General features: G+C 71.1%; 19 protein-coding genes and 1 pseudogene. 12 read left to right on the top strand and 8 right to left on the bottom strand.

From position 1 onward, the window contains the following. From ACYVO6_RS10165 to ACYVO6_RS10155, 3 genes are all read right to left on the bottom strand, one after another. On the bottom strand, positions 1-365 hold a 365-nt coding region (locus ACYVO6_RS10165; RefSeq protein ID WP_461059549.1), incomplete at its 3' end, for a biotin/lipoyl-containing protein. 57 nt (positions 366-422) lie between these two features. Then, positions 423-1,811: a dihydrolipoyl dehydrogenase gene (lpdA, locus tag ACYVO6_RS10160; protein WP_461059547.1), complete on the bottom strand. Its 1,389-nt coding sequence runs from the start codon at positions 1,809-1,811 to the stop codon at positions 423-425. Positions 1,812-2,156: 345 nt separating this feature from the next. After that, a complete protein-coding gene (locus tag ACYVO6_RS10155) occupies positions 2,157-3,701 on the bottom strand; it encodes a leucyl aminopeptidase (protein WP_461059545.1) in 1,545 nt (514 codons plus the stop codon). Positions 3,702-4,026: 325 nt separating this feature from the next. Between ACYVO6_RS10155 and ACYVO6_RS10150 the strand changes: the two genes are divergently transcribed. The 4 genes from ACYVO6_RS10150 to ACYVO6_RS10135 all read left to right on the top strand — a co-directional run bounded on the left by ACYVO6_RS10150 (position 4,027) and on the right by ACYVO6_RS10135 (position 9,869). Then, positions 4,027-6,063, top strand: coding sequence for a hypothetical protein (locus tag ACYVO6_RS10150; protein WP_461059543.1), 2,037 nt, complete (start codon positions 4,027-4,029; stop codon positions 6,061-6,063). Positions 6,064-6,181: 118 nt separating this feature from the next. Beyond that, the gene (gene pelF, locus ACYVO6_RS10145; RefSeq protein ID WP_461059541.1) at positions 6,182-7,702 is read left to right on the top strand and encodes a GT4 family glycosyltransferase PelF; all 1,521 of its coding nucleotides are present in this window, start codon (positions 6,182-6,184) and stop codon (positions 7,700-7,702) included. Beyond that, the gene (locus ACYVO6_RS10140; protein ID WP_461059539.1) at positions 7,699-9,225 is read left to right on the top strand and encodes a hypothetical protein; all 1,527 of its coding nucleotides are present in this window, start codon (positions 7,699-7,701) and stop codon (positions 9,223-9,225) included. The genes pelF and ACYVO6_RS10140 overlap by 4 nt, the downstream gene beginning before the upstream one ends. Further along, entirely contained in the window at positions 9,222-9,869 is a 648-nt protein-coding gene (locus ACYVO6_RS10135; RefSeq protein WP_461059537.1) for a spherulation-specific family 4 protein, read from the top strand. Before ACYVO6_RS10140 ends, ACYVO6_RS10135 begins: the two co-directional genes overlap by 4 nt. 192 nt (positions 9,870-10,061) lie before the next feature. On the opposite strand, the gene ACYVO6_RS10130 is transcribed toward ACYVO6_RS10135, so the two are convergent. Next, positions 10,062-10,877 (bottom strand): adenosylcobinamide-GDP ribazoletransferase, encoded by an 816-nt coding sequence (locus ACYVO6_RS10130; RefSeq protein WP_461059535.1) that lies wholly within the window; start codon positions 10,875-10,877, stop codon positions 10,062-10,064. Positions 10,878-10,934: 57 nt separating this feature from the next. On the opposite strand from ACYVO6_RS10130, the gene ACYVO6_RS10125 reads away from it, so the two are divergent. Continuing rightward, entirely contained in the window at positions 10,935-11,705 is a 771-nt protein-coding gene (locus tag ACYVO6_RS10125) for a hypothetical protein (protein WP_461059533.1), read from the top strand. Between the two features lie 124 nt (positions 11,706-11,829). On the opposite strand, the gene cobT is transcribed toward ACYVO6_RS10125, so the two are convergent. Further along, a complete protein-coding gene (cobT, locus tag ACYVO6_RS10120; protein ID WP_461059531.1) occupies positions 11,830-12,942 on the bottom strand; it encodes a nicotinate-nucleotide--dimethylbenzimidazole phosphoribosyltransferase in 1,113 nt (370 codons plus the stop codon). Between the two features lie 209 nt (positions 12,943-13,151). Between cobT and ACYVO6_RS10115 the strand changes: the two are divergent. After that, positions 13,152-13,340 (top strand): annotated as a pseudogene (locus ACYVO6_RS10115) (class I SAM-dependent methyltransferase); the annotation flags it as partial. A 94-nt stretch (positions 13,341-13,434) separates the two neighbouring features. Here ACYVO6_RS10115 and ACYVO6_RS10110 read toward each other — a convergent pair. Beyond that, entirely contained in the window at positions 13,435-14,643 is a 1,209-nt protein-coding gene (locus ACYVO6_RS10110) for a bifunctional adenosylcobinamide kinase/adenosylcobinamide-phosphate guanylyltransferase (RefSeq protein WP_461059529.1), read from the bottom strand. Positions 14,644-14,775: 132 nt separating this feature from the next. Between ACYVO6_RS10110 and ACYVO6_RS10105 the strand changes: the two genes are divergently transcribed. Next, complete coding sequence (locus ACYVO6_RS10105) at positions 14,776-14,991, top strand: hypothetical protein (RefSeq protein WP_461059527.1); 216 nt, start codon at positions 14,776-14,778, stop codon at positions 14,989-14,991. 80 nt (positions 14,992-15,071) lie between these two features. On the opposite strand, the gene ACYVO6_RS10100 is transcribed toward ACYVO6_RS10105, so the two are convergent. Then, positions 15,072-15,773: a class I SAM-dependent methyltransferase gene (locus ACYVO6_RS10100; RefSeq protein WP_461059525.1), complete on the bottom strand. Its 702-nt coding sequence runs from the start codon at positions 15,771-15,773 to the stop codon at positions 15,072-15,074. Between the two features lie 83 nt (positions 15,774-15,856). Then, positions 15,857-16,483, bottom strand: coding sequence for a DUF3043 domain-containing protein (locus ACYVO6_RS10095; RefSeq protein ID WP_461059523.1), 627 nt, complete (start codon positions 16,481-16,483; stop codon positions 15,857-15,859). Between the two features lie 300 nt (positions 16,484-16,783). On the opposite strand from ACYVO6_RS10095, the gene ACYVO6_RS10090 reads away from it, so the two are divergent. The 5 genes from ACYVO6_RS10090 (at position 16,784) to ACYVO6_RS10070 (ending at position 23,428) form a co-directional block, all read left to right on the top strand. Then, positions 16,784-17,590 carry a PspA/IM30 family protein gene (locus tag ACYVO6_RS10090; RefSeq protein WP_461059521.1) on the top strand — a complete coding sequence of 269 codons (807 nt, stop codon included), beginning with the start codon at positions 16,784-16,786 and terminating at the stop codon, positions 17,588-17,590. A 40-nt stretch (positions 17,591-17,630) separates the two neighbouring features. Further along, complete coding sequence (gene pspAA / locus ACYVO6_RS10085) at positions 17,631-17,918, top strand: PspA-associated protein PspAA (protein ID WP_033325453.1); 288 nt, start codon at positions 17,631-17,633, stop codon at positions 17,916-17,918. A 233-nt stretch (positions 17,919-18,151) separates the two neighbouring features. Next, positions 18,152-19,444: a sensor histidine kinase gene (locus ACYVO6_RS10080; protein ID WP_461059519.1), complete on the top strand. Its 1,293-nt coding sequence runs from the start codon at positions 18,152-18,154 to the stop codon at positions 19,442-19,444. Further along, positions 19,441-20,124 (top strand): response regulator transcription factor, encoded by a 684-nt coding sequence (locus ACYVO6_RS10075; protein ID WP_461059517.1) that lies wholly within the window; start codon positions 19,441-19,443, stop codon positions 20,122-20,124. The genes ACYVO6_RS10080 and ACYVO6_RS10075 overlap by 4 nt, the downstream gene beginning before the upstream one ends. Before the next feature lie 166 nt (positions 20,125-20,290). Next, positions 20,291-23,428 (top strand): efflux RND transporter permease subunit, encoded by a 3,138-nt coding sequence (locus tag ACYVO6_RS10070; protein ID WP_461059515.1) that lies wholly within the window; start codon positions 20,291-20,293, stop codon positions 23,426-23,428. Positions 23,429-23,568 lie beyond the last annotated feature (140 nt).

Here is a 23,568-nt window from a genome sequence, read left to right as displayed (position 1 = left end):
GCCGCGGGGGCGGCCGGGGCCTCGGGAGCCGGGGCGGGGGCGGGAGCCTCGGCCACGGGGGCCGGGGCAGCCGGAGCCGCGGGGGCTTCGGCTGCGCCCGGGGCCGGGGCGGCAGCGGGCGCGCCCGTGCCGTCGTCGATGACGGCCAGCTCGGCGCCGACCTCCACCGTCTCGTCCTCGGCGACCTTGATGGACGCCAGTACGCCGGCGGAGGGCGAGGGGATCTCGGTGTCTACCTTGTCGGTCGACACCTCGAGCAGCGGCTCGTCGGCCTCGACGCGCTCGCCCTCGGCCTTCAGCCAGCGGGTGACAGTGCCCTCGGTGACGCTCTCGCCGAGCGCCGGAAGGGTTACGGAAACCGCCATGGTTTCTGTTGCTCCTTACGAATTTGCGGAAGTCTGTGTCGTCGCGCCCGAGGGCTGTCAGTCGTGCGAGTGCAGCGGCTTGCCGGCCAGGGCCAGGTGGGCCTCGCCGAGCGCCTCGTTCTGCGTCGGGTGGGCGTGGATGAGCTGCGCGACCTCGGCGGGCAGCGCCTCCCAGTTGTAGACCAGCTGGGCCTCGCCGACCTGCTCGCCCATACGGTCACCGACCATGTGGACGCCGACGACGGCACCGTCCTTGACCTGGACGAGCTTGATCTCGCCCGCGGTCTTGAGGATCTTGCTCTTGCCGTTGCCCGCGAGGTTGTACTTGAGAGCGACGACCTTGTCCGCGCCGTAGACCTCCTTGGCCTTGGCCTCGGTGATGCCGACGGAGGCGACCTCGGGGTGGCAGTACGTCACCCGGGGCACGCCGTCGTAGTCGATCGGCACGGTCTTCAGACCGGCGAGACGCTCCGCGACCAGGATGCCCTCGGCGAAGCCGACGTGGGCGAGCTGGAGCGTGGGGACCAGGTCACCGACGGCCGAGATGGTCGGCACGTTCGTGCGCATGTACTCGTCGACCAGGACATAGCCGCGGTCCATCGCGACGCCCTGCTCCTCGTAACCCAGACCCTGCGAGACCGGGCCGCGGCCGATGGCGACAAGCAGCACCTCGGCGTCGAAGGTCTTGCCGTCGGCGAGGGTCACACGGACGCCGTCCTGCGTGTACTCGGCCTTCTCGAAGAAGGTGCCGAGGTTGAACTTGATGCCGCGCTTGCGGAAGGCGCGCTCAAGAAGCTTGGAGCTGTTCTCGTCCTCGACCGGCACGAGGTGCTTGAGGCCCTCGATGACCGTGACGTCCGTACCGAAGGACTTCCAGGCTGAGGCGAACTCGACGCCGATGACGCCGCCGCCGAGGATGATCGCGGACTGCGGGACGCGGTCCAGCGTCAGCGCGTGGTCCGAGGAGATGATGCGGTTGCCGTCGATCTCCAGGCCCGGCAGCGACTTCGGCACGGAGCCGGTCGCGAGGAGCACGTGGCGGCCCTGGAGGCGCTGGCCGTTGACGTCCACGGAGGTGGGGGACGACAGGCGGCCCTCGCCCTCGATGTACGTCACCTTGCGCGAGGCGACGAGACCCTGCAGGCCCTTGTAGAGGCCGCTGATCACGTCGTCCTTGTACTTGTGGACGGCCGCGATGTCGATGCCCTCGAAGGTGGCCTTCACGCCGAACTGGTCGGCCTCGCGCGCCTGGTCGGCGATCTCGCCGGCGTGCAGCAGGGCCTTCGTGGGGATGCAGCCGTTGTGCAGGCAGGTGCCGCCGAGCTTGTTCTTCTCGATCAGGGCGACGTCAAGGCCCAGCTGAGCTCCGCGCAGGGCCGCGGCATAGCCGCCGCTACCGCCGCCGAGGATCACTAGGTCGAAAACGGTGCTGGCGTCGTTCGCCACGTCACGTCCTCCATGCATGTGCGCCGTACGCCGGTCTCCCGACCGGGCGGCGGCTGGTGTCCGGCCGCTCTTTCTTCGGCCCTGTGGTGGGGCCCTGTCCTGCCGAGAACCCATCTTCGCACTTGTCCGCGGGAACGTGGACGCCGGGCCGGTGTGTGAGACGTCGCACGCTCACTTGTGAGGGGGCGGTAGGGCAGCCAACCCAGGGGCGCGGGGCTGTGTCGATATGCGGCTCCGCCGCGATGGGGGTCCCCCCGCTCGAGCGCAGCCGAGAGTGGGGGAGCGATCAACCACATATGGCCCGCAGTCGCGCAATACCCCGCAGCCCCGAGTTCTGAGGCGCCCTCAGCCCAGATCCCCCGAAGCCGCCCGCTCGGCAACCCGCACCAGGGTCCGTACCGCCGACCCCGTACCCCCCTTGGGTGTGTAACCGAACGGCCCGGACTCGTTGAAGGCGGGGCCCGCAATGTCGAGGTGCGCCCACGTAATCCCCTCGCCCACGAACTCCTTCAGGAACAGCCCGGCGACCAGCCCACCCCCCATCCGCTCACCCATGTTGGCAATGTCGGCGGTGGGGGAGTCCATCCCCTTCTTCAGGTGGTCCGGCAGCGGCATGGGCCAGGACGGCTCCCCGGCCTCCTCCGCGGCCTCGACGATCCCGGAGCGAAACGCGTCGTCGTTGGCCATCACTCCGAAGGTGCGGTTACCCAAAGCGAGAACCATCGCACCGGTCAGCGTCGCCACGTCGATGATCGCGTCCGGCTTGTCCTCGGACGCCTTCCACAGCGCGTCGGCGAGGACGAGGCGGCCCTCGGCGTCGGTGTTCAGGACCTCGACGGTCTTGCCGCTGTACATCCGCAGCACATCACCGGGCCGGGTCGCCGACCCCGACGGCATGTTCTCGGCGAGCGCCAGCCACCCGGTGACGTTCACCTCCAGGCCGAGCCGAGCGGCGGCGACCACCGCGGCGAAGACCGCCGCCGCCCCGCTCATGTCGCACTTCATCGTCTCGTTGTGCCCGGCGGGCTTCAGCGAGATGCCGCCCGAGTCGTACGTGATGCCCTTGCCGACGAAGGCCAGGTGCTTCTTCGCCTTGGAGGAGGTGTACGACAGCTGCACCAGGCGGGGAGCGGACGCGGACCCGGCGCCGACGCCGAGGATGCCGCCGTATCCGCCCTTCTCCAGGGCCTTCTCGTCGAGCACCTGCACCTTGATGCCGTGCTCCTTGGCCGCGGCCTGCGCGACGGCGGCGAAGGCCTCCGGGTTCAGGTCGTTCGGCGGGGTGTTGACGAGGTCGCGGGCGCGGTTGAGCTCCTGGGAGACGGCGGTGGCGCGCTCGATGGCCGCCTTGTACGCCTTGTCGCGGGGCTTTCCGCCGAGCAGCGCGACCTCGGCGAGCGGGGCCTTGCCGTTCTTCGCGTCCTTCTTCCCGTCCTTGCCGTTCTCCTTGTACGTGTCGAAGGAGTACGCCCCTAGCAGCGCGCCCTCGCCGATGGCGCCCGCGTCGGCGGCGTCCGTGACCGGCAGGGCGAACGCGGCCTTCTTCGAGCCGGCCAGCGCGCGGGCGGCGGCACCGGCGGCGCGGCGCAGCGTCTCCGTGCCGAACGAGGCGTCCTTGTCGGGCTGCGCACCGAGACCGACCGCCAGCACGACCGGCGCCTTGAAGCCGGACGGCGCCGGCAGCTTCGTCACCTCGCCCTCGCCACCGGAGGCGCCGAGGGTCTCCAGAACGCCGGCGAGCCCGCCGTCGTACGCCTTGTCCACGGCCTCGGCGCCCGGTGCGACAACCAGGTCTGAGGACTTGGCGGAGCCGCCCTTGGCGACACCGACGACGATCGCGTCGGCCCGCAGGCCGGGCGCTGCGGCGGTGCTGAGAGTGAGAGCAGTCACGGTGGTGAAATCTCGCTTTCATTGAGTTGCTGCGGCCGAGGAGGGTGGCTCGGCCGGCCCCGACGAGGAGCCTAGAAGACAGCGGATCGGCAGGCTGGACCGGACCGGAGGAGTACCGGACATGAGCCTACGCTCGGTGGCGGGTTTCGCTCATTCCAGCGGCCGTTCATCCCTGCGTGGGGGCCTGGCCATTTCTCGGCCCTCACTTCCGGTGACCTGGGTCACACTCCTCGTGTTTGCCGTGATTGGCCCGCTCTCCGCTTTGCATGATTTCCATGGATCCTCCGCGGAACGGCCACACGGGGATCCTTTGTGAGGAGTCGCAATGGCGCAGAGCGCGCTCAGATGGAGAACCGCGGCCGCTGTCTCAGCGGCCGTCGGCATGTTGGCGCTGGGCCTCGGAGCACCCGGAGCGTCCGCGGCCGAGGAGCCGCGCATCGACCTCAGGGTGCTGGTCGTCGACAACGGCGAGAGCCCCGTCGAAGCCATCACCGAGGAGCTGGAGAGCACCGGCATCCCGTACACCACCGTCGACCTCGACGAGGCGGACCGTCCGACGATCGACGAGGCGTTCCTGAGCGACACCGTGGATGGTGTCCCGCGCGCCAGGTTCCAGGGCGTCGTACTGCCCAACGAGGCGCCGTTCGGGGCTGGTTCGGCCGAGCAGGCCGCCCTGGAGTCGTACGAGAGGACCTTCGGCATCCCCCAGGTCGACGCCTACACCTGGGCGCACCCCGGCGTCGGCCTCGACTACACCAGCGAAGGCGGCTGGGCCGGCACGCTCGACGGCCGTGAGGCCTCGGTCACCGAGGCGGGGCAGGCGGGGTATTTCGGCTACCTCGACGGGCCGCTGACGTTCGAGGACAACTCCGGCTCCGTACAGGAGAGTTACGGCTACGTGGCCCGGCCCCGCGAGGGCTTCACCAGTTACGTCGACATCGCCGTGCCCGGCGGAGAGGACCGCGGCAGCCTGGTCGGCGAGTACGCCCACGACGGCCGCCGCGAACTCGTCGTGACCTTCGCGTACAACGACGACCAGCAGCAGTTCCGGGTCCTGGCCCGTGGCATCGTCGAATGGCTGACTCAGGGCGTACACCTGGGGCAGAGCAGGAACTACTTTTCTGTCCATGTCGACGACGTCTTCGCGCCCGACAGCCGCTGGGACACCGAACGCAACTGCACACCGGGCGACTTCGACTGCGTCGGCGGTGACGGTGAGGGGACCACGCCGATCCGGATGACCGCGGACGACGCGGTGTACGCCGCGCAGTGGCAGGAGACCAGCGACTTCACGCTCGACATGGTCTACAACGCGGGCGCCGGCGAGGAGTGGAAGGCCGAGAACGGCGGCACGGACGCGCTGACTGACCAACTGCTCGCCGACAAGGGCGAGTACCGCTGGATCAACCACACGTACACGCACCCCTTCCTGGGCTGCATCCAGGACACCAGCACCGTGCCGTGGAGCTGCGCCAAGAACGCGGACGGCACGACCCAGTACATGAGCCGCGCCGAGATCTCGGCGCAGATCAGCGACAACCAGCAGTGGGCGGCGGCCCACGGACTCCCGGTCGACTCCACCGAGTTGGTGACCGGGGAGCACTCGGGTCTGAAGACGCTGCCACAGCAGCCGGACGACAACCCGAACCTCGCGGGCGCCCTCGTCGACAACGGTGTCGAGTGGATCGCCTCCGACAACTCCCGTGAGCCGGAACAGCGTTCGGTGGGCGCCGCGCTGACCGTGCCGCGCCATCCGATGAACGTGTACTACAACGTCGGCACGGCCGCCGAGATGACCGACGAGTACAACTGGATCTACACCTCCGCGGCCGACGGCGGCAGCGGCGTCTGCGAGAACAACCCGACGTCCACCTGCCTGGAGGACCCGCTCGACCCGGCCACCGGCTTCGAGTCGTACATCGTCCCGCAGGAGGCCCGTATCGCCCTCGGGCACGCCGTGCACAACGATCCGCGCCCGCACTACGTACACCAGTCCAACCTGGCCGAGGACCGGCTGCTCTACCCGGTCCTGGACAAGGTGCTCGCCGACTACCGCGCGCTGTTCGCCGACAACACCCCGCTGGAGAACCCGCGGCAGAGCGCGATCGGCACGGAGTTCCAGCGCCGTGCCGACTGGCAGCAGGCCGTCGCCGACGGTGACGTCACGGCGTACCGCGTCGGCGACACCGTCACCGTCACCGCCCCGGCCGGGACCGACATCCCGGTGACCGCACCGGAGGGAACGCTCAAGCAACTCCCGCTCGGCACCACCGAGTTCGGCACTCCGTACGCGGGCGAACGCTCGGCCTGGACCACGCCGGAAGCTTCGCAGACCGCCCTGACCCTGAGACTGCCCGCATAACGACTGCCCGCCCGACCAAAGAGCAGCGCAAGAGCACGAGCAGCACGAGGCCCGCCCCGGCCAGGACCGGCCGGGGCGCGCCACCGAGCCGTAGACATGTTCCAGGGGGAACCCCACGATGACCACCGGCCGTCATGTCACCATGCTCACGGAGGGCACGTATCCGCTGGTCCACGGCGGGGTCAGCACCTGGTGCGACCAGCTCGTGAAGGGCATGCCCGAGGTCGAGTTCAACCTCATATCGCTCGCCGGCAGCGGTCGCGAACCCGTGACCTGGGAGCTGCCGTCCAACGTCTACCAGCACACATCCGTACCGCTGTGGGGCACCCGCCCCGGCTCCCGGCGCCCACCACGCGGGCGCGCCCGCCGCCGCTTCATCGACACCTACGAACGGTTCCTGCTGTCCTTCCTCGACCCCGAGGCGCACTGCGACTTCGGCGAGGCGCTCTACGAACTCGCCCGGCTCGCCCGCGAAGGACGGCTGTCGGTGGCCCTGCGCACCGAGGCCGCGCTGCGTTCGCTGATGTGGATCTGGACCATGCCGCATCTGCCGACCGCCGCCGCGCGGCCCACCGTGCACGACGCGCTGACCGCGACCGACCTGCTGGAGCACGCGCTGCGCCCGCTCGGCGTACGGCTCCCCGAGGGCTCCGTCTCGCACTCCACCGGCAGTGGCCTCGCCACTCTTCCGGCCCTGGCCGCACGGGAGTTGGACGGCACACCCTTCCTGCTCACCGAGCACGGCATCTATCTGCGCGAGCGCTATCTCGGCTACCGCAGCGCGGACCAGCGCTGGCCCGTCAAGGCCCTGATGCTCGGCTTCTACCGCGAACTCAACACCCTCGGCTACAAAGCCGCCGACCTGATCACGCCGTGCAACCAGTACAACCGCCGCTGGGAGGAGCGCGGCGGCGCCGACCCCGGCAAGATCCGTACCGTCTACAACGGCGTCGACCCGCACGCCTTCCCGCACGCCGGACCCGAGCCGGAGGTGCCCACGCTCACCTGGTGCGGCCGTATCGACCCCATCAAGGACCTGGAGACGCTGATCCGCGCGTACGCCATGGTGCGCGCCGAACTCCCCGAGACCAGGCTGCGGTTGTTCGGTCCCGTACCGCCCGGGGGAGAGGCGTACAAGACCAAGCTGGAGAAGCTCGCCGCCGAGCTGGGTGTGACGGACGGGCTCAGCTTCGAGGGCCGGATCAGTGAGGTGTGGCGCGCGTACGCGGCCGGGCATGTGGTGATGCTGTCGTCGATCTCGGAGGGCTTCCCCTTCTCGATCATCGAGGCCATGTCCTGCGGGCGGACGACGGTCTCCACCGATGTCGGCGGGGTGAGCGAGGCGGTCGGCGACACCGGGCTCGTCGTGCCGCCGCGTGAGCCCGAGAAGATGGCCGCGGCGGCGCTCACGCTGCTCAAGGACGAAGAATGGCGCCTGGCCCTGGGCCGGTTGGCGCGCCAGCGCGTCATCGACCGGTTCACCCTCCGCCGTTCCGTGGACGCCTTCCGCACCATCTACCACGAGCTCGCGGGCCTGCCCGAGGTGTACGAGCCCACCGTCGAGACCGTCGCCGACTGGACCGTCGAGCTGCGCGACCCCTGGTACCAGGCCGTCGCCACGGACGGGACGGACTGGTGAGCGGATCGATCCGGATGCCCCCGGGCATGCACGGCGACACCCTCCCCACCGTGCCGCGCCGGCGTCGGCCCAGCTGGGCAGGACCCGACCCGGTGGACGAACTCGCCACGCGCCTGGAGGAGTTCATCGCCGCCGCCGTCCACCCCGACGAGATCGCCGCGCTCCTGGAGTCCGACGGCATGTCGGACGACCAGATACGCGAGAAGTACGGCTGCAAGGACTCCTTCTCGCTCGCCGAGGAACTGTACGCACGCGTCGAACGCCGCCACCCCGAACCGGCGGGCCCGGCCCACGACCCTTGGCGCATAGGCCTGTTGGGCTGCCTGCTCAGAGGCGTGGTCTTCGCGCTGCCCGGACTCGGCTACGTCCTGGGGGCACCCCTCCTAGCGGGCCCCGAGGACGGCCTCGGACTCCCGGCCGGTACGGCGCCGCTGCTGGCCGGCGCCTTGTGCGGCTGGGCCTGGAACCAGGGGCTGGCTCATCGGGCGTACTCCTGGCTGGGGTTGGGTGACCGCACCGCCTCTCGCCGCTCCCTCCTCCTGGGCGCTCCAGCGGGCGCCCTGCTCGGCTCTCTGGTCGCGCTGGCCGTCGCCTCGGACCACTTGGGTGCGGTCGCCTTCGCGGCCGGGCAGTCCTGCTACCTCGGGGCGGCCACCGTGCTGCTGGTGATGGGCCGCGAACGGGCCCTGCTGGCCGCCCTGTTGCCCATGGCGGCGGGCGCCCTCCTGGCGCTGGCGCAGCCGGTGCCGGACGCCGCGAGACTGGCCCTGCTCCTCGGCTCCCTGGCCGCGGTCTCGGCGCTCGCCGTGCGCGAAGTCGCCCCGGCCGTACGGGAGTCGGGGGACGGGGAGCGGATCAGCTGGTCGGCGGGGTTCGCGGCGCTGCTGCCCTTCGGCGGCACTCCGGACGACAAGAGGCCGCGTACCGCCGCGCCCTGGCTCGCCGCATCCCTGCCGTACGCCTTCTTCGGGATCGGCAGCGGCGTCCTCGTCGTGTACGTGGCGCTCGGCGACGTCCTGGCCGAGGGCGCCGGGTCGGACGCCGCGATCGCCGCACCGGCCGCCGTGGCGCTCACGCTGAGCATGGGGCCCGCCGAGTGGCTGCTGTACCGCTTCCGCAGCGGGGGCCTCGCCGGGCTGCGCTCCAGCAGTACGTCCCGCGCGTTCTGGCGGACCACCGCGGTCACCCTCGCGAAGTGCCTCGGCGGCTATCTCGCGGCGCTGTTCGTGCTCAGCCTCGCCACCGCCGCGCTGTGGCCGCAGGCGCCGGGTCTGGGCGGCGTACGGCTCACCGCGCTGCTGCTCCTCGGCGTGGTCCTGTGGACGGGCCTGCTGCTCCAGTCGTTCGGCGCGGTCCTGAGCGCCGCCGTGGTCTGCTGCGCCGCGGGGCTCGCCCAGAGCGTGGCGCTGCTGGTGGGCGGGACGGACCCGCACCTGGTCGGTCTCGTCGTGTACGCCACGGCCGCCGGGGTACTGGCGGGCCTGGTGTGCTGGCTGCTGGGGAGAGCGACGGCCCACCGGTGAGCCGGTTGCTGGTCCCCTACTACGAGCACCCCTCCGTCCGCCCCGCCGAATGGGAGGCGATCGTCGCCGCCGCACCCCGCCTCTACGGGGTCGTGCTGAACCCGGCCAGCGGCCCCGGCGAACACCCCGACCCGGCCTTCGCCGAGATCGCGGAGCGGCTGCGTGCGGCGGACGTCCGGGTGCTCGGGTACGTCGACACCGCCTACGGCCGAAGACCGCGCACCGAGGTCGTCCGCGACCTGACCCGGCACCGCGACTGGTACGGCACGAACGGCGCCTTCCTCGACCAAGTCGCCTCTGGGCTAGGCGAGTTCGGCTACTACCAGCGGCTCGCCACCGCTGCTTGGGGTGTCGGCTGCGAGACCCTGACCTTCAACCACGGGGTGCCGCCGCATCCCGCGTACGGCAGGCTCGCCGACGTCCTCGTCACCTTCGAGGGCACGTGGGAGGCGTACCGCACGCTGCGGCCGGACCCGTGGCCGGGCGGTGGTCGCACGCGGCTGTGCCACCTCGTATACGGGGTGCCGACGGGCGCGCGCGTCGGCGAACTGGCCCATGCGCGGGGGGCGATGGTGCACTGCGCGGTGCCGGGTGCGGGCGCACACCCCTGGGGCACGCTCCCGCACACGCTGGAGCTGCGCTGAGGGTCGGCTTCACAGCGGAATCGACGAGGTCCGGCGGGGCGCCCCTTCAGGGGCGCGGGGCTGTGTCGATTTGCGGCTCCGCCGCGATGGGGGTCCCCCCGCTCGAGCGAAGCCGAGAGTGGGGGAGGAGCCGAGAGTGGGGGAGCGACCAGCCACGGACGGCCCGCAGTTTCAACACAACCTCACGGACCCTCATCCGAGGACCAGCACCACCAGCGCCGCGGTAGCGGCAGTCTCGGCCAGCCCCCCGAACACGTCACCGGTAACCCCGCCGAACCTGCGGACGCAATGCCGCAGCAGAAGCTCGGCCGCCGCACAGGCGACGAGTACGGCGAGCGCGCCGCGCACGACGCCGTACATCCCGTCGTACGCCCCCAGGAGCGCGCCTCCGGCCGTTACGACGGCCCCCACGAGCAGCGCACCCCGCAGGGGAACCGTGCCCGCGACCGCCGCGCCCAGGCCCTCAGGGCGGGCCGGTGGCACCCCCGCGCGGGCGGCGAGGGTGAGCACGAGCCGCGCCGTGGTCGCCGAGACCACGGCCGCGAACACCCCGCCGGTCCAGGAGGCTCCGTACGCCTCGGCGAGCGCCGCCACCTGCGCGAGGAGGACGAAGACGAGGGTGATGACGCCGAACGGGCCGATGTCCGACTGCTTCATGATGCGCAACGCGTCCGCGGCGGGTCTGCCGCTGCCGAGGCCGTCCGCCGTGTCGGCGAGCCCGTCGAGATGGAGGCCGCGGGTGAGGACGGCGGGTATCGCGGTGGTGGCCACGGCGGCGAGCAGCGGGCCGGCGCCCAGGAGCAGGAACAGCCAGCCCGTCAGGGCCGCGCACAGGCCGACGACCAGACCCGCGACGGACGCGCAGAGCATGCCCGTACGGGCGGCCTCGCGGTCCCAGCGGGACACCGTGACGGGGAGCACGGTGAGGGTGCCGAAGGCGAAGCGGAGGCCGTCCGGCCAGGGATTCGCGGAGGGCTCGGGCGCGGGCGCGTTCTCGGGCTTGGACACGGGCCGCAGGGTACGGCACAGCAGGCAGCGGGCCGGATCCGGTCGCAGGATGGGTCCATGGGCGACTGGTGGTACCGGAACATTCTCGAGCCGGGGAAGCTGCCTCTGCTGCTGGCGCTCGCCTCGTTCGTGCTCACCTTCGTGATCACGCGGGTCATCACCCGGCTCATCCGCGCGGGCAAGGGCCCGTTCCGCAACGTCAAGACCGGCGGCGTGCACATCCACCACGTCGTCCCCGGAGTGATCCTGACCGTCGTCGGCGGCTTCGGCTCGGTGGCGGGCGGAGGGCACGGCTTCGGCACGATGGTGAGCGCGGTGCTCTTCGGGATGGGCGTGGGCCTGGTGCTCGACGAGTTCGCGCTGATCCTGCATCTCGACGACGTCTACTGGAGCGAACAGGGCCGCAAGAGCGTCGAGGTCGTGGCGGTCACGGCGGCGCTGATGGGCCTGGTCCTGCTCGGCTTCATGCCGTTCGGGGTCAACGACCTCAGCGAGGAGGAACTGCAGGACCGCGGCGCGGTCATCAGCAGCGTGGCGGGCAACTTCCTCATCGCCCTGCTCGCCCTCAGCAAGGGCAAGGCACGTCTCGCGATCTTCGGCGTGATCGTCCCGCTCGTCGCCCTGATCGGCGCCGTCCGCCTCGCCCGCCCCGGCTCCCCCTGGGCCAAACGCTTCTACCGCCGCCGCCCGCGCGCCCGCGCCAGGTCAAGCCTGCGCGCCTACCGTCACGACCGCCGCTGGGCGGGCCCCCGCCGCCGGCTGGAGGACTTGATCGGCGGCAGACCGGAACCGGAACCGGACCCGGCCCGGCTCCCCGAGGGCCGCTGACGAAGACGAAGCCCGGTGCGGAACCGCGCCCTGAGAGGGCCGCAGGCCCTCAAGGGGCGCGGGGAACTGCGCGACCAGCCACAACGAACCCGCAGCTTCGAAACCGCCTAACCCAGCGGAGCGCTCACGCGCTCTCCGAGCCCTGCGGCTCGAGGCTCGTGGACTCCTCCGCGTCCTTCGCCTCCTCCGGCTCCGCCATCTCCGGCAGCTCAGCGGCCAGCGCAGCCGCGGCCTGGACCAGCGGGAGGGCGAGCAGGGCGCCCGTGCCCTCGCCGACCGTGACCCCGTGGTCGAGCAGCGGCTCGAGAGCCATGCGGTCGAGGGCCTTCGCCTGGGCGGGCTCCCCGCTGTTCTGGCCCGCGAGCCACCAGTCGGGGGCACGGAAGGCGACCCGTTGCCCGACCAGGGCGCAGGCGGCGGAGACGACACCGTCGAGGATCACCGGCGTCTTGCGTACCGCGCTCTGCAACAGGAAACCGGTCATCGCCGCGAGGTCCGCCCCGCCCACCGTCGCGAGCAGCTGCAACTGGTCCCCGAGCACGGGCCGGGCACGCCGCAACGCGTCCCGTACGGCCGCGCACTTGCGCATCCAGGCCAGGTCGTCGATCGCGCGCCCGCCGCGCCCGGTGACCACGGAGGCGTCGGTCCCGCACAGCGCGGCGATCAGTACGGCCGCGGCCGTCGTCCCGCCGACGCTCACATCCCCGAGTACGACCAGATCGGTCCCGGAGTCCGCCTCCTCGTCCGCGAGGGCGACCCCCGCGCGGAGCGCCGCCTCCGCCTCGTCGATGGTCAGCGCGTCGTCCACGTCGATCCGCCCGGAGCCACGCCGCACCCGATGCCGTACGACCTCGTCGGGCAGCGTCTCCGGCTCGCAGTCGAGCGCCATGTCGATCACGCGTATGGGCACGCCGAGCCGCCTGGCCAGCACCGCCCCGGGGCTCGCGCCGTCGAGCACGGCCCGCACCAGCTGGTCCGCACTGCCGGGCGGCCGTGCGGAGACACCGAGTTCGGCAACCCCGTGGTCACCCGCGAACAACAGCACACGCGGACGCTCGATCGCCCGCACCGGCACGGCCGACTGCGCGGCCGCCAGCCACTCACCCAGTTCGTCGAGGCGCCCGAGGGACCCGGGCGGCACGATCTGCCGCTCCCGGCGCGCCTCGGCGTCCCGGCGCATCCCGCCGTCGGGGCGCTCGATCAGATCGGTGAAGTCGTCGAGATTAAGCGAGCTCATTCGCCGAACAGTACCGGCAGAGGCCGCACCCGACCTTGGACGGGCCGCCCACGCGACAAGGCCCCCGTCAGCGCCCTGTCACGGCATGTGAAGCGACGACTCCACGACGTCATTGCATCGGTGAGAGTGATCCCATACGTTCCGGTTTGCAGCGAATTGGCGTATGGGTCTTACGGGTCGTACCGCGTCGTTCTTGGCAGGAGCCGCTCATGCCCCCCACACCGCAGACCAGCGTCACGCGCCCCGCCGCGCATCCCCGCGAACTCGCCCTGGATCCCGGCAGGTTCCACGAACCCCGCAGGCCCGACTGCCCCTGGTGCGGCTCACGGTGGCTGCGTACCCGGCTGCGTACGCGGGACCTGCTCCAGCACAAGCCCGGCTCCTTCGCCCTGGACCGTGCCCTGGCCCCGCTGCTGCGCCGCACCCGCTTCTCCAACTCGTACCGCGTGCTTGCGCGGCGCTGAGCTGAGCCTTGGACCGCGCCGCGGCCCCTCACCCCCGCAGCGACACCGCCTGCCCCGCCACCACCAACAACACGTGCTCGCACTCCGCCGCGAACCCCGCATTCAACCGGCCCAGTTCATCGCGGTACCGACGGCCGGAAGGCGTGGCCGGGACGATGCCGGACCCGACCTCGTTGGAGACGGCCACGACGGTGCGGCGGGTCTCGCGTACGGCCGCCGTCAGCTCCTCGACCCGGGCCCGCAGGGCGGTTTCGCCGCCGCCGGCCCACTCGTCGTCGTCCCAGGCGTCGACGGAGTCCATCGCGTCCGTCAGCCACAGCGACAGACAGTCGATCAGCAGCGGCGGCCCGTCCTCCTTCAGGAGCGGTACGAGATCGCAGGTCTCGGCGGTACGCCAGGACGCGGGGCGCCGCTCACGATGGGCGGTCACCCGCGCCGCCCACTCGCCGTCTCCGTCGCGGGCGCCGCCGGTCGCCACGTACAGCACATCCGGGAAGGCCTCCAGACGCCGCTCAGCCTCCACCGACTTCCCGGACCGTGCCCCGCCGAGGACCAGCGTCCGGCGCGGTACGTCGGGCACGTCCTCGTACACGCCCACGATCAGCGTCGTCCCGTCCGGCACCGCCCGCGCCCCGGCCGCCGCGAGCCGCCTGTGCAGTTCCGGGCCCGGCGGCACATCGTGGCCGACATGGACCGCGATCACGTCGGTCGTGGGTCCGACGGCCCCGGCCGCGCGCAACCGGGCCAGCGCGTCCGGCCGCCCGAGGACATCGGCGACGACCATGTCGTACGACTCGTCTGCCGTGTCTGTCCGGTCGAGCCCTGAGAGTGCCGCGCCCGGCGGCAGATACAGCAGCCGCTGCCCGTCGGGCCCGGTCACCGCGTACCCCGTCCCGGGTGCGTCCAGCGCCACCGCCCGCACCCGATGCCCGGTGAGCAGCGCCAACTCCCGCCCGTCCGGCACCCGCCCGGGCTGCGGGAGCCCCGCGGGCACCTCGACCGCCGGCCCGTCGTGCGGATGCGACAACAGCACCTGCCGCACACCACCGAGCGACCGCCCCACCCGGGCAGCCGCGAACGCCGCCCCGGGAGTGAGGTCGAGCAACAACGTGCCGTCGACGAGAGCGGCGGTGGCAGCCCGCGCCTCCCGCCCGAGCGCGGCCGCGCAGGCCGCACAGGGACAACCGGGGCGGGGCAGACCATCGGGAGCACCGGTCCCGAGCAGAGTGAGTTCCACGGGGCTGATTTTTCCGCCTCGCCCTACCGCCTGCGCGACAGGGGCACCCCTTTAGAGGCGCGAACCCCGAACCTGCGGCGAAGCGCCTAGTCTGGGACGCAACCCGATCTTGCTCGGTACTTGGGAGGCGACATGGCGGCATGGACGTGGCGGTTCGAGAAGGCCGACGGGGCGGAGGTCCAGCCCGCGGTACAGCCCGAGGAGTTCACCACGCAGGGAGACGCCGAGTCCTGGATCGGTGAGCACTGGAAGGCGCTGGTCGACGGAGGAGCGGACCAGGTACGGCTGTTCGAGGACGCCACGGAGATCTACGGCCCGATGAGCCTGCACGCCGAGGCTTCTTCGTAGACGTATCGCAGATGTATCGCAACAGGCACAGTGGCCGCGACCGTACGTACGGTCGCGGCCACTGAAGCTTCAGGGGGCTCTCAGCCCCGCACTCCGCACAGGTGCAGCAAGGCCGCGACTCCCCGGTATGGATCCGTCCGCCCGGCCCGCTCCTCGGCGGCCAGCAGCGCTTCCACGTCGTCCGGGACGGGCGCGTCGTCCGCGGCCAGATCCGTGAAGACCCGCACCCCGTACCAGGTGTGCAACGGCGCCCCGATCCCGGCCAGCGTGCCGGTGAGCGCGTCGAGCCGGTCCGCGCGTACGTCGAGGCCGAGCCGATTCGTGTACGCGTTGCCGTCCATGGAGGCGAGCGCGCCGACCCAGTCGCCCGCAAGGCCGGGCCGCATCGCGAGGGCGTCCCCGTTCCGTACGAGCAACGACAGCAGTCCGCCGGGGGCCAGCATCCGGGCCAGCCCTGCGACCAGGGCGTCGGGCTCCTCGACGTACATGAGCACGCCGTGGCACAGCACCACATCGAAACTGCCCGGCAGGAAGTGGACGCCGGTCTCCCGCCCGTCCCCCTCGAAGAGCCGCACCCGGCTGCGTATCCCCTCCGGCTCGGCGGCGAGCGCCTCGCGGGCCGCTGCGACCCTCTTCGGGTCCTGCTCGAGCCCGGTGACCTTGTGTCCGGCCCGCGCCAAGCGGAGCGCCTGCGTGCCCTGGCCCATGCCCACGTCGAGCACCCGCAGCCGCTGCCCCACCGGGAACCGCCCGGCTATCTGCTCGTCGAGCTGCCGGGCCACCAGTTCCTGGCGTACGACATCGCGCAGGCCGCCCAGCTTGCTCAGCCAGGCATCCGCCGCACCACCCGTGAAAGCCGCCGCGCTCAGGGCCGCTCTCCGCGCTTGACCTGCGGCTTCGGCAGCCGGAGGCGACGCATCTGGAGGCTGCGCATCAGCGCGTAGGCGACCGCGCCGCGCCTGGACTCGTCCGGGTAGCGCTCGTTCAGCTGCCTCTTCAGGCGGATCGCGATGCCGATCGAGTCGACCACGATCATCACGATGACGAAGAGCCACAGCAGCAGAGCGATGTTCTGCAGCTGCGGGATCTGGACCATGCTCAGTACGAGGATGACCACGGCCATCGGCAGGAAGAACTCGGCGACGCAGAACCGCGAGTCGACGAAGTTGCGCGCGTACTTCCGCACCGGGCCCTTGTCACGGGCGGGCAGATAGCGCTCGTCACCGCTGGCCAGCGCCTCGCGCTGCTTCGCCAGCGCCGCGCGGCGGTCCTCGCGCTGCCGCTTGGCCGCCTCCTTGCGGTTCGTCGGAGTACTGGCGACGCTGCGGCGCTGGGACTGGGCCTCACTGCGTTTGGGCGTGGGGCGACCCTTGGGGGCCTGCGGGTCGCGGGGCTGCTTGGAGTCGGTCACCAGCGCCTTGTCGGCGGGGGCCTTCTCTTCCTTGGCACGGCTTCGGAACACAAAACCCAAGGGTAAGGGGTCCGCAGGCATGGACCACAGTCCTGCGGGGAACGATCCGGCAACACCGGTCGTCTGTAGGGGCACAGGGGGGACACAGAGAGGGCGTTGCCGACGGTTCGCCCCCAGTGCGCCTGAGGTAATCCCGAAGTTGTCCCGTACCTAACCCTGGGAGGCACCTACTCCCTACGCCGGAGCGGTGCCGACCACAGTCGTCCTTGGGGATGAGCGCATCCGTCCCCGAACAGTGCGGTAATAGATGCAGAGCCCGTACCGTGGGTTCTGTTGCAGTCGCTGGAGCTGGAGTCCGTCAGAAGGGGGCGCGCGAAGCCCATGAGCGGTGTCATGAAGCGTATGGGGATGATCTTCCGCGCGAAGGCGAACAAGGCCCTTGACCGGGCCGAGGACCCGCGCGAGACCCTCGACTACTCGTACCAGAAGCAGCTGGAGCTGCTGCAGAAGGTGCGCCGCGGAGTCGCCGACGTGGCGACGTCCCGCAAGCGCCTGGAGTTGCAGCTCAACCAGCTCCAGAGCCAGTCCTCGAAGCTGGAGGACCAGGGCCGCAAGGCCCTCGCCCTCGGCCGGGAGGATCTGGCTCGTGAGGCGCTGTCGCGCCGTGCCGCGCTCCAGCAGCAGGTCACTGACCTGGAGACGCAGCACCAGACCCTCCAGGGAGAGGAGGAGAAGCTCACGCTCGCCGCCCAGCGGCTGCAGGCCAAGGTCGACGCCTTCCGTACGAAGAAGGAGACCATCAAGGCCACGTACACCGCGGCCCAGGCGCAGACCCGGATCGGCGAGGCCTTCTCCGGCATCTCCGAGGAGATGGGCGACGTCGGCATGGCCATACAGCGCGCCGAGGACAAGACGGCGCAGCTCCAGGCCCGCGCCGGCGCCATCGACGAACTGCTCGCCTCCGGTGCCCTCGACGACTCGTCCGGGCTGCAGAAGGACGACATCCAGAGCGAGCTGGACCGGCTGTCCGGCGGCACGGACGTGGAGCTGGAGCTCCAGCGTATGAAGGCGGAGCTGGCCGGCCCCTCGTCGCAGCAGCAGGCGATCGAGGGCGGTACGGGCCAGTCCCAGGACCAGGCCCAGTCACAGGACCAGCCGCGGGACACTCCGCGCTTCGACAAGCAGTGAGTCCCACGCCGTAGTAGTCCCACGCCTTGAGGAGGGCGTCGTGATCGTACGGATCATGGGGGAGGGACAGGTGAGGCTGGACAACGCCCACTTCACCGAACTGAACAAGCTGGACGACGAGCTCCTCGCGGAAATGGAGTCCGGCGACGAAGAGGGCTTCCGGCGCACGCTGGGAGCACTCCTCGCAGCGGTACGCCGCCTGGGCACCCCACTTCCTGACGACGCCCTCGAACCCTCGGAACTGATCCTCCCGTCTCCGGACGCAACACTGGAGGAGGTCAGGGAGATGCTGAGCGAGGACGGCTTGATTCCTGGCCAGCCGCTCTAGCTCCGGTGCAGGGGAGCGCCCGTAGGGGCGCGGGGCTGTATCGATGTGCGGCTCCGCCGCGATGGGGGTCCCCCCGCTCTGGGGGTCCCCCCAGGCCCTTAAGGCACTGGGGGAGAAGCCGAGAGTGGGGGAGCGAGCAACCACAACGAAGCCGCCCTCGCCAGTGATCCGAACCCGCCACCCCCATAGGCGCCCCAGTTCCGCCCCACGCAGTGGCCCCGTACGGTAAACGCGTGACCACAATCAAGCGCACCGGCAACTGGCTGCGGGCCCATCCGCTGGCAGTGGACGGCGCGCTGGCGGCAGCCGTACTGATGTGCATGATCGTCGCGTCGTTCGCCGCCCCGGACGGCCACGGCGGCAAGACCTGGGGTACGCGCCCACCCGACGCGCTCGGCCTCACCCTGATGACGCTGAGCGCTCTCGCCCTGGTCTTCCGCCGCCGCGGCCCCCTGCCGGTCCTCGCGGTGACGGGCGTCCTCTCCCTCCTGGAGATGGTCAGCGACGATCCGCGGGCCCCCGTGGCGATGTCCGCCGTCGTCGCCCTCTACACGGTCGCGGCGACGACGGACCGGCCCACCACCTGGCGGGTCGGCGTGCTCACCATGACCGTCCTGACGGGCGTCGCGATGCTCGCGGGGCCCATGCCCTGGTACGAGCAGGAGAACCTCGGCATCTTCGCCTGGACCGGCATGGCCGCAGCCGCGGGCGACGCGGTACGCAGCCGCCGCGCCTTCGTGCACGCCATAAGGGAGCGCGCCGAACGCGCCGAACGCACCCGTGAGGAAGAGGCCCGCCGTCGCGTCGCCGAGGAGCGGCTGCGGATCGCCCGGGATCTGCACGATGTCGTCGCCCACCACATCGCGCTCGTCAACGTCCAGGCCGGAGTCGCCGCCCACGTCATGGACAAGCGGCCCGACCAGGCCAAGGAAGCCCTCGCCCACGTACGCGAGGCCAGCCGCTCCGCGCTCAACGAACTCCGCGCCACCGTCGGCCTGTTGAGGCAGTCCGGCGACCCCGAGGCGCCCACCGAACCGGCCCCGGGGCTGAACCGGCTCGACGAACTCGTCGGCACCTTCCGCAGCGCGGGCCTGCCCGTCGAGGTGGCCCGCACCGACCATGGCACCGCCCTGCCCGCGGCCGTCGACCTGGCTGCGTACCGCGTCATCCAGGAAGCCCTCACCAATGTGCGGAAGCACGCGGGTACGGAGGCGAAGGCCGAGGTCAGCGTCGTACGCGTGGGGCCGAACGTGGAGATCACCGTGCTGGACAACGGGCCGGGCGACGACGCGGAGGCCCGGCTGGACGAGAACGGCGGGCACGGGCTGCTCGGCATGCGCGAGCGGGTCACCGCGCTCGGCGGCAGCTGCACCGCCGGACCCCGCTACGGAGGCGGCTTCCGGGTCCATGCGATCCTGCCGGTCAAGAGCCGCACCGGGGACACGGCCGGGGACACCGCCTCGGCGAACGTGCCGAAAACGACTGCGGCATCCAGGAGAACGGCACCCACGGGGGACCCCGCATGACCATCCGCGTCCTGCTCGCCGACGACCAAGCCCTGCTGCGGAGCGCGTTCCGCGTCCTGGTCGACTCCGAGCCCGACATGGAGGTCGTCGGCGAGGCCTCGGACGGCGCCGAGGCGGTGCGGCTCGCGCGCGAGGAGCGGGCCGACGTCGTCCTGATGGACATCCGCATGCCCGGCACGGACGGTCTCGCCGCCACCCGGCTGATCAGCGCCGACCCGGGCCTCGCCCACGTACGTGTGGTCATGCTGACGACCTTCGAGGTCGACGAGTACGTGGTGCAGTCCCTGCGGGCAGGGGCCTCCGGCTTCCTCGGCAAGGGGGCCGAGCCGGATGAGTTGCTCAACGCCATCCGGGTCGCGGCGAGCGGTGAGGCGCTGCTGTCGCCGGTGGCCACCAAAGGGCTGATCGCCAAGTTCCTCGCGCAGGGCGACGCAGCGGACGACGACCCGGACCCCGCCCGCGCCGAGCGCCTCGCCGCGCTGACCGGACGGGAGCGCGAGGTCCTCGTCCAGGTCGCGGGCGGCCACTCGAACGACGAGATCGCCGAGCGGCTCGAGGTCAGCCCGCTCACCGTGAAGACCCACGTCAACCGCGCCATGGCCAAGCTGGGCGCCCGCGACCGGGCTCAACTGGTCGTCATCGCCTACGAGTCGGGGCTGGTACGTCCAAGGGTGGAGTGAGCTCCAGCCGCCCGTACTGCGCCCGCAGTAGGGACCGGATAAGGAACGAGACCTGGGAGCGACGGATCGGCTCGCGTCGGTGGCTCAGGGTGTAGGGGTGGGCGCTCACATGTGCCCTTCTTGCCGCTCCAGCCGCCCGCAGCCACAGAAGAGAGATCCGCCACCCATGTCCTGGCTGTCCAGGTTCAGCCTCGCACAACGGGCCCTCATAGGGCTGATGTCGATCGTCGCGTTAGCTTTCGGAGCGATCGCGATCCCGCAGCTCAAGCAGCAGTTATTGCCCACCATCGAACTGCCCATGGTGTCGGTGCTCGCGCCGTACCAGGGTGCGTCCCCCGACGTGGTCGAGAAGCAGGTCGTCGAGCCCATCGAGGACAACCTCGAAGGCGTCGACGGCATCTCCGGCGTCACCTCCACCGCCAGCGAGGGCAACGCCCTGATCATGGCGTCCTTCGACTACGGCAACAACACCGAGCAACTCGTCGCCGACGTCCAGCAGGCCGTCAACCGCGCCCGCGTCCAGCTCCCGGACGACGTGGACCCGCAGGTCGTCGCCGGTTCCACGGACGACATCCCGACCGTCGTACTCGCCGTCACCTCCGACAAGGACCAGCAGGCCCTCTCGGACCAGCTCGACCGCACCGTTGTGCCCGAGCTGCGCGACATCGACGGCGTGGGCCAGGTCACGGTCGACGGCGTACGGGACCTCGAGGTCACCGTCACCCCGAACGACGCCGAGATGGCGCGCGCGGGGGTCAACCCTGCCGTCCTCGGCCAGGCTCTTCAGGCGGGCGGCGCGACCGTCCCGGCCGGCTCCTTCGACGAGGACGGCAGCAACCGCACCGTCCAGGTCGGCGGCGGCTTCACCTCGCTCAAGCAGATCCAGGACCTGATGGTCAGCGGCGAGGGCGTCGAGAAGCCCGTACGCCTGGGGGACATTGCCACGGTCGAGGAGCAGCCCGCCACGGCGCAGTCCATCACCCGCACCGACGGCAAGCCCAGCCTGTCCGTGTCGCTGACGATGGACCACGACGGCAGCGCGGTCGCCATCTCCGACGCCGTCCAGGACAAGCTGCCGGACCTGCGGAAGGACCTCGGCTCCGGCTCGACGATCACCGTGGTCAGCGACCAGGGCCCGGCGGTCTCCAAGTCCATCTCGGGCCTGACCACCGAGGGCGCGCTCGGCCTGCTGTTCGCGGTCGTGATCATCCTGGTCTTCCTGGCCTCCGTCCGCTCGACCCTCGTCACCGCGGTCTCGATCCCGCTGTCGGTCGTCCTCGCGCTGATCGTCCTGTGGACCCGGGACCTCTCGCTCAACATGCTGACGCTGGGCGCCCTGACGATCGCGATCGGCCGAGTCGTCGACGACTCGATCGTGGTCCTGGAGAACATCAAGCGCCACCTCGGCTACGGCGAGGAGCGCCAGGAGGCGATCCTCAAGGCGGTACGGGAGGTCGCGGGCGCGGTCACGTCCTCCACTCTCACGACGGTCGCCGTCTTCCTCCCCATCGGCCTGACCGGCGGCATGGTCGGCGAACTGTTCGGCTCGTTCAGCCTGACGGTGACGGCGGCACTGCTGGCCTCGCTGCTCGTCTCGCTGACGGTCGTACCGGTGCTCTCGTACTGGTTCCTGCGCGCCCCCAAGGGCACGCCCGCGGACGCCGACGAGGCGCGCCGCAAGGCCGAGGAGAAGGAGGCCCGCAGCCGACTTCAGCGCTCGTACGTCCCTGTCCTGCGGTTCGCCACCCGGCGCCGCCTCACCAGCGTGGCCATCGCGGTTGTCGTCCTCATCGGTACGTTCGCCATGGCGCCCCTGCTGAAGACCAACTTCTTCGACCAGGGCGAGCAGGAAGTCCTCACCGTCAAGCAGGAGTTGAAGCCCGGCACCAGCCTGGCCGCGACCGACGCGCAGGCCAAGAAGGTCGAGCAGCTGCTCGACGGGGTGCAGGGCGTCGAGGACTACCAGGTCACGGTCGGCTCGTCCGGCTTCCTGGCCGCGTTCGGCGGGGGCACGGACACCAACCAGGCCTCGTACACGGTCAAGGTCGCGGACTCGGCCTCGTACGACGATGTCCAGGACCGGATCGAGGAGGGGCTCGGCAAGCTCTCCGGGATCGGTACGACGACGATCTCGGCCGGAGACGGCTTCGGTGCTCAGGAGCTGAGTGTGGTCGTCAAGTCCGCCGACGCCGATGTGCTGCGCGAGGCCGCGGAGGAGGTGCGGGACGCGGTCGCCGGGCTCGACGACGTCACGGACGTGACCAGCGACCTCGCCCAGTCCGTGCCGCGGATCTCCGTCAAGGCCAACTCCGACGCCGTTGCGGCCGGGTTCAACGACACGACGCTCGGCGCCGCCGTCGCCCAGGCGGTACGCGGCACCCCCAGCGGCAAGGCGATCCTGGACGACACCGAGCGGGACGTGGTCATCAAGTCGGCGAAGCCGGCCCAGACGCTGGACGAGCTGAAGAAGCTCCAGCTGGGGCCCGGTGTGGTACTCGGTGATATCGCCACGGTGGAGCTGGTCGACGGCCCGGTCTCGATGACCCGCATCGACGGTCAGCGCGCGGCGACGATCACGGCGAAGCCGACGGGTGAGAACACGGGCGCGGTGAGCGCGGACCTCACGACGAAGCTCGACGCGCTGAAGCTCCCGGACGGGGCGACGGCGGAGATCGGCGGTGTCTCGCAGGACCAGGACGAGGCGTTCGCGTCCCTGGGCCTGGCGATGCTCGCGGCGATCGCGATCGTCTTCATGCTGCTGGTGGCGACCTTCCGGTCCCTCATCCAGCCGCTGATCCTGCTGGTGTCGATCCCGTTCGCGGCGACGGGCGCGATCGGCCTGCTGGTCGCCACGGGCACCCCGATGGGCGTACCGGCCATGATCGGCATGCTGATGCTCATCGGCATCGTGGTCACCAACGCGATCGTCCTGATCGACCTGATCAACCAGTACCGCAGGCAGGGTTACGGAGTCGTCGAGGCCGTACTGGAGGGCGGCCGCCACCGCCTCCGCCCCATCCTGATGACGGCGTTGGCGACGATCTTCGCCCTCCTCCCCATGGCCCTGGGCATCACGGGCGAGGGCGGCTTCATCGCTCAGCCCCTGGCGGTGGTGGTGATCGGCGGCCTGATCACGTCGACGCTGCTGACGCTGCTGCTGGTCCCGACGCTGTACGCGATGGTGGAACTCCGTAAGGAGCGGCGGGCGAAGAAGCGCGCGGCGAAGCGAGAGAAGAAGGCCGGGGCCGCGTCCGGGTCCTCCGCAGAGGCGGAGTCCGGGGAGCCGGAGCCGGCGGGCGTCTGATGGGTTGACGGCAGCTGACGGTGCCCCCGTACGAGGATGTACGGGGGCACCGCTGTCAGGCGGATCGCCGTGAGCCGGGGCGTGCGGCTGCCGGAGCAGTGAGGCGTCAGCCTTCGCGGTTGGCCAGCTCGGCGAAGGCG

It is taken from the genome of Streptomyces pseudoechinosporeus, assembly GCF_054783935.1.
This window is presented reverse-complemented; position numbering and strand designations above follow the sequence as displayed.